Origin of the sequence: Cellulosimicrobium cellulans, from assembly GCF_006539945.1 — a bacterium.
In the GTDB taxonomy this organism is placed as follows: Bacteria; Actinomycetota; Actinomycetes; order Actinomycetales; family Cellulomonadaceae; genus Cellulosimicrobium; species Cellulosimicrobium cellulans.
This window is the reverse complement of the sequence record NZ_BJNZ01000014.1, coordinates 94,751-104,185: the sequence shown is the minus strand read 5'-3', so window position 1 is coordinate 104,185 and position 9,435 is coordinate 94,751. Positions and strand designations below refer to the sequence as shown.

Genomic DNA, 9,435 nt, shown 5'->3' with positions numbered 1-9,435 from the left:
GGGGGGGGGGGGGGGGGGGGGGGGGGGGGGGGGGGGGGGGGGCGGGCTTGCCCGCATGCTGGCCGTGCACAGGCCGCGGTTTGTGCTGTCCCGTCCACAGGTGCCACGGTGGTCGCTGCGGCCGGCCCGCCCGACCTGCTCTGATCGGTGCATGCGCACCGTGACCGCCGTCCCGCCCGAGCTCCTCGCCCTCGCCGGCGCACAGGAGGGTCTGCTCTCCGCGCAGCAGTGCGACGCGCACGGCGTCGGCTCGCACCGCCGTTCCCGCCTCGTGGGTCAGGGCCGCTGGTGCCGGGTCACCCACGCGGTCCTCGACACGATCCCCACGCCGCTCGGTGGTCGGGACGGCCCGCGCCGCCACGATCACCTGCGGCGCCGGGCCGCCTGGCTCGGGCTGCTCGCCTACGGTCCGGACGCGATCGCGGTCGGGCCGTGTGCGCTGGTGCTCCTCGGGGTGGAGGGTGTACGCACGGACGTGAGGCCCGAGGTGACGCTCCCCGGGGCGTGCGCCGGGCGGGCCCGTGACGGCATCGTGCTGCGGCAGTTCGACGACGGCATGACCGTCACGCAGGTCGAGGGCAGGTGGGTCGCGACGCCGGACTGGGCGCTTGCGCAGGCCGTGCCGGAGATGGGCAGGATGCGCGCCGTCGCCGCGATGGACAGCGCACGGCACCGCGGGCTCCTGAGCGCCGAGGGGCTCGCGCACGCGCACGACCTCGCGCGCGGTCGGCGCGGCGTCGCGCGGACGCACACCTGGTGGGGGCAGTCCGACGGCCGCGCCGAGTCTCCGCTCGAGACGTTCGCACGGCTCGACTGCACGGATTCCGGCATCGCGCCCGACGACCTTCAGGTAGAGGTGGTCGACGACGGTCGGTTCCTGGGGCGCGGCGACCTCGGCTGGCGGCTGCCCGGCGGTCGGTGGCTGATCGCCGAGCTGGACGGCGTCGACGTCCACAGCGAGCCGGCTGCGCTCCTGCGGGACCGGGCCCGCCAGAACGACCTCGTCGCGTGCGGGGCCGTGGACCTGCTGCGGTTCACCGGACGAGACGTCACGTCCCCAGGGTCGCCGCGCCCGGGCCGTCTGGTCACCGACGTGCGCCGACACCTCACCCGAGCACGACATCACCCGCCGTCGAACACGACACGAGGGTCGCTATGGACTGCATAACGACCCTCATGTCGTGTTCGGCCACGGTGCGGGGTCGGGGTCGGGGGCGAGCGTGGGTCTTCGCCGTGATAGGACGTAGGGGTGAGTAACGACGCTGGCGCTCCCGGTACCTCCGAACCCTCCGAGACCCCGTTCCACAACCTCGATCACTATTTCGCGATCCCGCGGGTCGGTGGGCTCGCGCTCTCGCCCGACGGGGTGCGGCTGGTCACGACCGTGCAGACGCTCGACCCGAAGCGCACGGGATACCGGACCGCGCTGTGGGAGGTCGACCCGGCGGGGGAGGCCCCGGCACGTCGGCTCACGCGCAGCACCACGGGGGAGTCGAGCGCGACGTTCACCGGGGCGGGAGACGTCCTGTTCACCTCGGCCCGGCCCGACCCGGACGGCGGGTCCGACGACGACCCGAAGGCCGCGCTGTGGCTGCTCCCGGCGACGGGCGGCGAGGCGCGCGTCGTCGCGACGGCGCCCGCGGGCGTCAGCGGCCCGCTCGCGGCGACGGACGCGCCCGTCGTGTCGGTCGCGGCGTCGGTGCTCCCGAGCGCCCGCGACCTCGTGCACGACGCCGAGCTCCGGTCTGCGCGCAAGGACGCCAAGGTCGCGGCGATCCTCCACAGTGCGTACCCCGTGCGCCAGTGGGACCACGACCGCGGCCCGGACGAGGCGCACCGGTTCGTCGGCGACCTCACGACCCTCGTCGACGAGCTGGCGCACCCGCTCCCGGACCCGGCCGGGACGTCCGGCACCGAGCCCGGCGACAGCGCCGACCCGGCCCAGGACCCCCGGCTCCTCGACCTGCGTGACGTGACCCGCGACGCCGCGCACGGGGCCGCGCCGGGCCGCGCGCTGCACGACCACTCCGCCGACCTATCCGGCGACGGCACGACCCTCGTCACCACGTGGCAGGTGGCCGGTCCCGGGCCGCAGGTGCGCAGCACGCTCGTCGCGATCGACACGGCGACGGGCGCGCGCCGCACGCTCGTCGACGAGCCGAGCGCGGAGGCGCACTGGCCCCGCATCTCGCCCGACGGCGCCTGGGTCGCGTTCGTGCGGGAGACCATCTCGACGCCGCACCAGGCGCCGGAGGAGAGCCTCGCCGTCGTGCCGCTGCACGCGCCGGACGGGCCGGCGGGTGTGCCCGCCCCGGGCTTCCCCGTGGTGCACGACGACTCGGCGACGACGCGCGCCGAGAACCACGCGACCCCGCGCACGCTCGTGCCGCACTGGGACCGTTGGCCGACGTCGCTGCGCTGGCTCCCCGACGGCTCGGGGCTGCTCGTCACGGCCGACGACGACGGCCGGAGGCCGGTCTTCCTCGTCGCCTTCTCGCCGGACGGCGCGACGGAGAACGGCACGGCCGAGCGCGTGACGAGCGACGACGCGGTGTTCACGGACGTGCAGGTCGCGCCCGACGGCCGGACGGCCTACGCGCTGCGCACGAGCTACCTGGAGCCGTCGCACCCGGTCCGCATCGACCTCGGGGCGTTCCTCGGCTCCGGAGCGGCGGGCAGCCGCACGCCCGTGCCCGCGACGCCGCTGCGCGGCCCGGTCGCGACGCCCGACCTTCCGGGCATGCTCGTCGACGTCGAGACCGCCGCGTCGGACGACGTGCGCGTGCGCGGCTGGCTCGCGCTGCCGCACGGCGCGTCCGCGGAGAACCCCGCGCCGCTGCTCCTGTGGATCCACGGCGGCCCGCTCGGGTCGTGGAACGCGTGGAGCTGGCGCTGGAACCCGTGGCTGATGGTCGCGCGCGGGTACGCGGTGCTGCTGCCGGACCCGGCGCTGTCGACGGGGTACGGCCAGGACTTCGTGCAGCGCGGCTGGGGCTCGTGGGGCAAGGCCCCGTACACCGACCTGCTCGCGATCACCGACGCGGTGGAGGCGCGCCCCGAGGTCGACGCGACCCGCACGGCCGCGATGGGCGGGTCGTTCGGCGGGTACATGGCGAACTGGGTCGCGGGGCACACCGACCGCTTCCGCGCGATCGTCACGCACGCGAGCCTGTGGGCGCTCGACCAGTTCGGACCGACGACGGACCACGCGTACTACTGGGCGCGCGAGATGACGCCGGAGATGGCGCTCGAGAACAGCCCGCACCGGTTCGTGGGCGACATCGTCACGCCGATGCTCGTCATCCACGGCGACAAGGACTACCGGGTACCGATCGGCGAGGGGCTGCGGCTCTGGTACGAGCTGCTCCGGTCGTCGGGCCTGCCCGCCGGGGCCGACGGGGAGACGGCGCACCGGTTCCTGTTCTACCCGGACGAGAACCACTGGATCCTCCAGCCGCAGCACGCGAAGGTCTGGTACCAGGTGGTGCTCGCGTTCCTCGCGGAGCACGTCCTCGGGGCCACGCCGGGCGAGGGCGACGCGGCGCTGCCGACGACGCTCGGCTGAGCACGGGGTTCCCCCGCGGTCGGCGGGTCACGGGTGGGCGCGGAGCTGGGCCAGGCCGCGGCGCGCGTGGCTCTTCACCGTGCCGAGCGGAAGGCCGGTCTCGGCCGCGACCTGGGCGTGGGTGCGCCCCTGGGCGTACACGAGCCGCACCACCCGGCGTCGCTCGGGGGCCAGACGGCGCAGCGCGTCCTCGAGGTCGACCCGGGCGGCGACGTCGTCGGCCGGGTCGGGGACGGTCGTCGCGAGCCGTGGTCGCGACGCTGCCTCGCGTCGCCGGGCGTCGCGCGCCCGCGCCCGCAGGAGGTCGGTGGCCACGTGGCGCGCGATGCCCAGCAGCCAGACGGGCAGGTCGCCGCGCGCGGGGTCGAACCGGTCGCGCGAGCGCCACGCGGCGAGGAAGACGAGCTGCGTCGCGTCGTCGGCGTCGGCCGGGTCGCCCAGGCGCCGCGCGACGACGGCGCGGACGAGCGGGGCCCAGCGGGAGTACGCGGCGGGAAGGTCGAGCACGGCGCCGCCGTCACCTGTGCCGTCCGGACCGCCGGGCGCGCGCTCGTCCCGCCTCGCGCCCTGCTCGGCGCGGGGGACACGTGCCACGGTCCCGACCATCGCGTCACCGGCCCTCGTCGTCCTTCTCCCAGTGTCGGACGCCGCGTCGTGGGACGCGAGGTCGCGCGCTCCGGGGCCGGGCCGTGGGCGGCCGTGGTCAGGCGGGCGTCAGCGGTGCACCGGGCGGCGCTGGTGGACGTGCCGGTCGTGCACGGCCTTGCCGAGCTCGTAGATCGAGCCGACGAGGATCGCGGTGATGATGAGCGCACCGAAGATCAGGAACCACTGCGACATGCCGTTCCCGATCCCCGTGACGCCGATCGTCCCGCCGGATCCGGCAGCGAGCGACGCGAACATGGCGACCTCCTCCCGAGGGGGCGGACGTGCCCTCTCGTCCGGGGTTCGCCCGCAGGCCCGCGTACGGATGCGGCCCGGGGATCCAGGTCCGGGGGTCTCGCGTCAGGCGACGGTGGACGGGAGCGGGGCGAACGCCGCGCGCCAGCGGCGCACGAGGCGCCGGTCGGCCGCACCCCGGGCCGCGGCCCACGCGCAGTGCTGGGTCGTCTCGCGGTGCTCCAGCAGGGCGTCGCGGTCGTGCTCGAGGGCCCAGAGCAGGGCCGTGCGCACCTCGGTGCGCGAGGGGGCGGAGGGCAGGGTGTCGTGCATGGTCCGTCTCGTCGTCGGTCGATCTTCCGGCGGCCTGATGACCGCTTCCACCGGACAAGACGGCACAAGTCGTCGTCCGTGACGCGAGTTCGGTGACTTTTTTCCGGAGAACGTGTGATGCCGGTCGCACGCGCCGTCCTCGCGCGACCGGCACCACGTGCACCGAGGAGCCGTGCGTCAGGAGACCGCGTCGACCAGCGCGGCCGCGAGGTCGCGCGGGCGCGAGAGCATCGGCCAGTGCCCGGTGGGCAGGTCGACGTACGTGAGGTCCGTGAGCTCGCCCAGCTCGGTGTGCAGGGGAGGGCCGGGGTGCGCGAGCTCGGCGAGCACGGACGACGGGATCGACGAGCAGATCACGGTCGCGGGGACGTCCAGGCGAGCCGGGTTCGTCAGGTGCACCGTGCCGCGTGCGACCGGGCCGGGCGTCGGCACCGCACGCTCGCGGAACCGCGCGAGCGCCGCGTCGTCCAGGCCGTCGAGGCTCGACCCGTCCTCGGCCAGCGTCTCCCAGTCGGGCAGCGGGACCTCGGCGGCATCGGCCGGGAGGTCGGGCGAGAGCGCGGCGCCGTCGACGAGGGGGCCGGTGTCGACGTAGACGATCCGCTCGATCCGGGCCGGGTCACGGTCGGCGACCTGCTGCACGACCGGCCCGCCACCGCTGTGGCCGACGAGCGCGACCCGTCCGTCGAGCCCGTCGACGAGCCGCGCGACCGCGTCCACGTGGTCCTCGCGCGTGACCTGGGCGCGGTCCTGCGCGGTCGCACCGGCGTCCAGGCCGGGGAGGGTCACGGCGTGCGGGACGAGGCCGGCGGCCTCGAGGTGGGGGACGACGTCGTCCCACGCCCAGGCGCCCAGCCAGAAGCCGGGGACGAGGACGACGTGGAGGGGCTGCTCGGTCGTGTCGTGGGTGCTCATGCACCCACCTTCGCAAGGCATCGGTGACACCTGTCTGTCACCATCGTCCGGTGAACAGGACGGAACGTCTCTACGCGATCGCGGAGGAGCTGCGGCGGGCGGGGCGGACCGGGACGACGGGTCCCCGCCTCGCGGCGGCGCTCGAGGTGAGCGAACGGACGATCAAGCGCGACGTGGCCGCGCTGCAGCAGGCCGGTCTGACGATCTGGGCCCAGGCCGGTCCCGGTGGTGGCTACGTGCTCGACCCGAGCGCGTCGCTGCCGCCGGTCAACTTCACGCCCGGTCAGGCGGTCGCCGTCGCGGTCGCGCTCGCGACGCTCCCGCCCGGCAGCCCGTTCGCGGTCGACGCGCTCGCAGCGCGCGGGAAGGTCTGGGACGCGCTCGCGGCCGGCGACCGCGAGTGGGCCGAGGCGCTGGCCGCGCGGGTGTGGGTCCGCCACGACGCCCCGGACGCGTCGCCGGACGCCCCCGCCGCAACGGGTGGGGACGTCGTCGGGCGTGCCCGGTCGCACCTCGGGGTGCTGCGCGCCGTCGAGCAGGCGCTCGCCGGGTCGCGCGTGCTCGCGATCCGCTACCGGGACGGCCGGGGCGCGACGTCGTCGCGCCGGGTCGAGCCCGTGCTGCTCGCCCACACCGACGGGCGCTGGTACCTCGTCGCGTGGTGCCGGTCGCGCGAGGCGATCCGCTGGTTCCGGCTCGAGCGCGTCGAGCGCGCCGACCTCACCGCAGAGACGTACGCGCCCCGTCCGGTCGCGGACGTCGGGGAGCCGCCCGTGGGCGCGACGGCGGTGTACGACCCCGACACGGCTTGACGCGCGTCAGCCGTCGGCCGGGCGCCGCACCAGGTCGAGGACGGCCCGCGCGAACGCCTCGGGGGCCTCGGCGGGCAGGTCGTGACCCGCGTGCGGCACCTGGCGGTGCTCGCGCGGTCCGGCGAAGAACCGCGCCGTCGCCGACCCGTCCGTCGCGGGGAAGTTGCCGTCGGCGAGCCCGTCGAGGGTGATCGTCGGGACGTCGATCCGGGGCAGCGCCGCGAGGCGTCGCTCGACGTCCTCGTAGGCGGGGTCACCCGGCGCGAGACCGAGCCGGTGGCGGTAGGAGTGGATGACGACGTCGACGTAGGCGGGGTTGTCGAAGGCCTCGGCGGCGCGCGCGAGCTCGGCGTCGGTGAACGACCGCTCGGGTGAGTTCCGGGTCCAGATGACGCGCGCGATCTCGGCCCGGTGCTGCGCGAGCCCTCGCCGGCCGCGCTCGGTCGAGAAGTACCAGAAGTACCAGAACCCGGCCTCGAGGTCGGGCCGGATCGGCGTCTGCGCGGCGGCGACGTCCTGGACGAGGTAGCCGTTGACCGAGACCAGGCCGCGGACGCGCTCCGGCCAGAGCGCCGCGACGACGCACGCGGCGCGCCCGCCCCAGTCGTACCCGGCGAGCACGGGGGAGCGGAGGTCGAGCGCGTCGAGGAGCGCGAGCAGGTCGGAGCCCAGGGCGCCCTGCTGGCCGGAGCGCATCGCGCCCGGGTCGCGGAACGTCGTCGGGCCGTGCCCTCGCAGGTACGGGACGATCACGCGTAGCCCCTCGGCGGCGAGCAGCGGGACCACGTCGACGTAGCTGTGCACGTCGTACGGGTAGCCGTGCAGGAGCACCGCGGGCGGTCCGGCGGGGTCGCCCGCCTCCACGTACCCGACGGTGAGCGGACCGGCGTCGACCGTCGAGACCGGTCCGAGCGCGGTGGTGGTGATCATGGTCGTCTCCTCGCTCTCCGGGTCGCCGTCAGGCGGCAGCGGTGCGAGGCGCGGCGACGGCGGCGAGCACCGTGCGGGCGACCCGGTCCGGCGCGGAGACCGCGACGGCGTGCGACGCACCCTCCACCTCGTCCACGCCGCGCGCCGCGGCGCGCTCCGCCATCCAGCGGTGCGCGGCGACCGGGATGTTGCGGTCCTCGGAGCCGAACACGAACCAGGACGGCACGGCCTTCCATGCAGGTGTGCCGGCGAGCAGCATCTGGTTCAGCGCGACGTCCGTGACGGGGCGCTGCGTCCGGGCGGCGACGTAGGCGTCCTCCTCCGGGAGGTCCGCGGCGAACTGCGCGTGGTACGCGTCGGGACGGATCCACAGGTCGTCGACGTCGTCGACGAGCGACGTGCTCTCCAGCGCGCCGGCGAGCGTGCTGCCGGGGAACCGGCCCGCGAGGTCGACCGCGCTCTCGCCCGTGTCGGGGGCGAACGCGGCCACGTAGACGAGGCCGACGACGTCCCCCAGTCCCTCGGCCGCGGCCTCCGTGACGACCATGCCGCCGTAGGAGTGGCCGACGAGCACGAGCGGGCGCCCGAGGTCGCCGACGGCGTCGCGCAGGTACTGCGCGTCGGTCACGACGCTGCGCAGGGGGTTCGCGAGCGCGAGCGTGTCGACGTCGTGCGCGCGGAGCCGGGCGATCACGCCCGACCAGCTCGCGGACTCGGCGAACGCGCCGTGCAGCAGCACGACGAGCGGGTTCTCGGGCATGGCTCTCTCTCCTCCGTCGGTCGGCGGACGCACCGGGCGAGCCGCCACGGGGCGTCCTGATAACCGTTCGACCGAGGAGGGACGGTGGGCGTGACACCGCCGCCGGGGTCAGTCCCCGCGCAGCACGCAGAACTCGTTGCCCTCGACGTCGGCCATGACGACGAACGTGTCCGCCTCGCCCTGCCCGACGTCGACTCGGCGCGCGCCGAGCCCCTCGAGCCGCGCGACGTCGGCCGCCTGGGCGGACGAGGAGAAGTCCAGGTGCACGCGGTTCTTGACCGCCTTGCCCTCGGGGACCCGCTGGAAGACGAGGCTCGGCGGGCCGAGCACCGTCTCGCCGTCGCGCGGGTAGAGCACGGCCTCGCCGTGCGGTCCGGTCTCGCGCCCCGTCCAGCCGAGCGCGGCCTGCCAGAAGTCCGCCACGACGGCGGGGTCGGCGCAGTCGACGACGGCGCCGCTGAAGGTGAGTGTCATGCGGCCAGTGTGACGTGCGCCACCCACAGGGTCGCGTCGCGACGTGTCTCGTCGCGAGGCGCCGCGTCAGGCCGCGTCGGGGTCCGGCTCGACGAGCCGCCCGACGAGCGCAGGCAGCCAGTCCGCGGCCTGCGCGCGCCGCACCGCGTCGTCGCCGGCGGGGCCGAGGAACGCATCCCTTGCCGCGCACGTGTAGGCGCTGATGAGCACGCGCGTGGCTCCCGCGGCATCGATCGCGAAGCGCATCCCGACGCTCGTGAGCACGCGCGTGAGGATGTCCGCGAGCTCCGCCCGGAAGGACTCCTCCTGGTCCGCGAACCGCGCGGCGACCTGCGGGTCGCGAAGCGCCAGCAGCTCGAGCTCGGCGTTCATCAGGCACCAGCGGCGCTCGTCCCGCGGGTCGTCCATGACGGCCGCGACGATCGTGGCGATCGCCTCGGGCGCGATGACGCCGTCGCGCACCGGGTCCTCGGGCAGGTGCTCGACGGCCGCCTCGAGGCTCCGCATCCTCATCCGGATCTCGCGCTCGCTGAGGGCGAGGAACAGCGACTCCTTGGTCTCGAAGTTCGAGTAGAAGGCCCCGCGCGTGAAGCCCGCGGCCTCGCACACCGCCTCGATCGACGTGCCGTTGATGCCGTGCTCGGCGAACAGCCCGTAGGCGGCGTCGAGCAGGCGCTCGCGGGTGCGCTCGCGGCGGGGGGACAGCGGGGTCTCGCTCTCGGTGCCGCGGTCGACTCGGGTCGGGTCGAGGTCGGTGGTCACGCCGC

11 protein-coding genes are annotated in these 9,435 nt (G+C 75.5%); 3 read left to right on the top strand and 8 right to left on the bottom strand.

Annotation, left to right across the window (positions count from 1 at the left end; genetic code table 11):
* Positions 1–151 precede the first annotated feature (151 nt).
* Both CCE02nite_RS12150 and CCE02nite_RS12145 read left to right on the top strand, forming a co-directional pair.
* Positions 152–1,168 (top strand): putative endonuclease domain-containing protein, encoded by a 1,017-nt coding sequence (locus CCE02nite_RS12150; RefSeq protein WP_141389893.1) that lies wholly within the window; start codon positions 152–154, stop codon positions 1,166–1,168.
* A gap of 81 nt (positions 1,169–1,249) precedes the next feature.
* Positions 1,250–3,565: a S9 family peptidase gene (locus CCE02nite_RS12145; protein WP_141389892.1), complete on the top strand. Its 2,316-nt coding sequence runs from the start codon at positions 1,250–1,252 to the stop codon at positions 3,563–3,565.
* Between the two features lie 27 nt (positions 3,566–3,592).
* Here CCE02nite_RS12145 and CCE02nite_RS12140 read toward each other — a convergent pair whose 3' ends face one another.
* From CCE02nite_RS12140 to CCE02nite_RS12125, 4 genes are all read right to left on the bottom strand, one after another.
* Positions 3,593–4,159 (bottom strand): RNA polymerase sigma factor, encoded by a 567-nt coding sequence (locus CCE02nite_RS12140; RefSeq protein WP_170227301.1) that lies wholly within the window; start codon positions 4,157–4,159, stop codon positions 3,593–3,595.
* 120 nt (positions 4,160–4,279) lie between these two features.
* Entirely contained in the window at positions 4,280–4,468 is a 189-nt protein-coding gene (locus tag CCE02nite_RS12135) for a hypothetical protein (RefSeq protein WP_141389890.1), read from the bottom strand.
* Between the two features lie 102 nt (positions 4,469–4,570).
* Positions 4,571–4,777 carry a hypothetical protein gene (locus CCE02nite_RS12130; RefSeq protein ID WP_047231861.1) on the bottom strand — a complete coding sequence of 69 codons (207 nt, stop codon included), beginning with the start codon at positions 4,775–4,777 and terminating at the stop codon, positions 4,571–4,573.
* Positions 4,778–4,954: 177 nt separating this feature from the next.
* The gene (locus CCE02nite_RS12125; protein WP_141389889.1) at positions 4,955–5,692 is read right to left on the bottom strand and encodes an alpha/beta fold hydrolase; all 738 of its coding nucleotides are present in this window, start codon (positions 5,690–5,692) and stop codon (positions 4,955–4,957) included.
* 50 nt (positions 5,693–5,742) lie between these two features.
* Between CCE02nite_RS12125 and CCE02nite_RS12120 the strand changes: the two genes are divergently transcribed.
* Entirely contained in the window at positions 5,743–6,504 is a 762-nt protein-coding gene (locus CCE02nite_RS12120; protein WP_141389888.1) for a helix-turn-helix transcriptional regulator, read from the top strand.
* A gap of 6 nt (positions 6,505–6,510) precedes the next feature.
* On the opposite strand, the gene CCE02nite_RS12115 is transcribed toward CCE02nite_RS12120, so the two are convergent.
* The 4 genes from CCE02nite_RS12115 to CCE02nite_RS12100 all read right to left on the bottom strand — a co-directional run bounded on the left by CCE02nite_RS12115 (position 6,511) and on the right by CCE02nite_RS12100 (position 9,430).
* On the bottom strand, positions 6,511–7,434 hold the full coding sequence (locus CCE02nite_RS12115) for an alpha/beta fold hydrolase (RefSeq protein WP_141389887.1): 924 nt from the start codon (positions 7,432–7,434) through the stop codon (positions 6,511–6,513).
* 28 nt (positions 7,435–7,462) lie between these two features.
* A complete protein-coding gene (locus tag CCE02nite_RS12110) occupies positions 7,463–8,194 on the bottom strand; it encodes an alpha/beta fold hydrolase (protein ID WP_141389886.1) in 732 nt (243 codons plus the stop codon).
* Between the two features lie 108 nt (positions 8,195–8,302).
* Positions 8,303–8,668, bottom strand: a complete 366-nt coding sequence (locus CCE02nite_RS12105; RefSeq protein ID WP_141389885.1) for a VOC family protein — start codon at positions 8,666–8,668, stop codon at positions 8,303–8,305.
* Between the two features lie 66 nt (positions 8,669–8,734).
* On the bottom strand, positions 8,735–9,430 hold the full coding sequence (locus CCE02nite_RS12100) for a TetR/AcrR family transcriptional regulator (RefSeq protein ID WP_255318831.1): 696 nt from the start codon (positions 9,428–9,430) through the stop codon (positions 8,735–8,737).
* Positions 9,431–9,435: the final 5 nt, after the last annotated feature.

Excerpts from the sequence above, each read along its gene's own strand:
- CCE02nite_RS12150 (WP_141389893.1), top strand. The coding sequence starts at position 152 with ATGCGCACCGTGACCGCCGTCCCGCCCGAGCTCCTCGCCCTCGCCGGC.
- CCE02nite_RS12135 (WP_141389890.1), bottom strand. The coding sequence starts at position 4,468 with ATGTTCGCGTCGCTCGCTGCCGGATCCGGCGGGACGATCGGCGTCACG.
- CCE02nite_RS12130 (WP_047231861.1), bottom strand. The coding sequence starts at position 4,777 with ATGCACGACACCCTGCCCTCCGCCCCCTCGCGCACCGAGGTGCGCACG.
- CCE02nite_RS12125 (WP_141389889.1), bottom strand. The coding sequence starts at position 5,692 with ATGAGCACCCACGACACGACCGAGCAGCCCCTCCACGTCGTCCTCGTC.
- CCE02nite_RS12115 (WP_141389887.1), bottom strand. The coding sequence starts at position 7,434 with ATGATCACCACCACCGCGCTCGGACCGGTCTCGACGGTCGACGCCGGT.
- CCE02nite_RS12110 (WP_141389886.1), bottom strand. The coding sequence starts at position 8,194 with ATGCCCGAGAACCCGCTCGTCGTGCTGCTGCACGGCGCGTTCGCCGAG.
- CCE02nite_RS12105 (WP_141389885.1), bottom strand. The coding sequence starts at position 8,668 with ATGACACTCACCTTCAGCGGCGCCGTCGTCGACTGCGCCGACCCCGCC.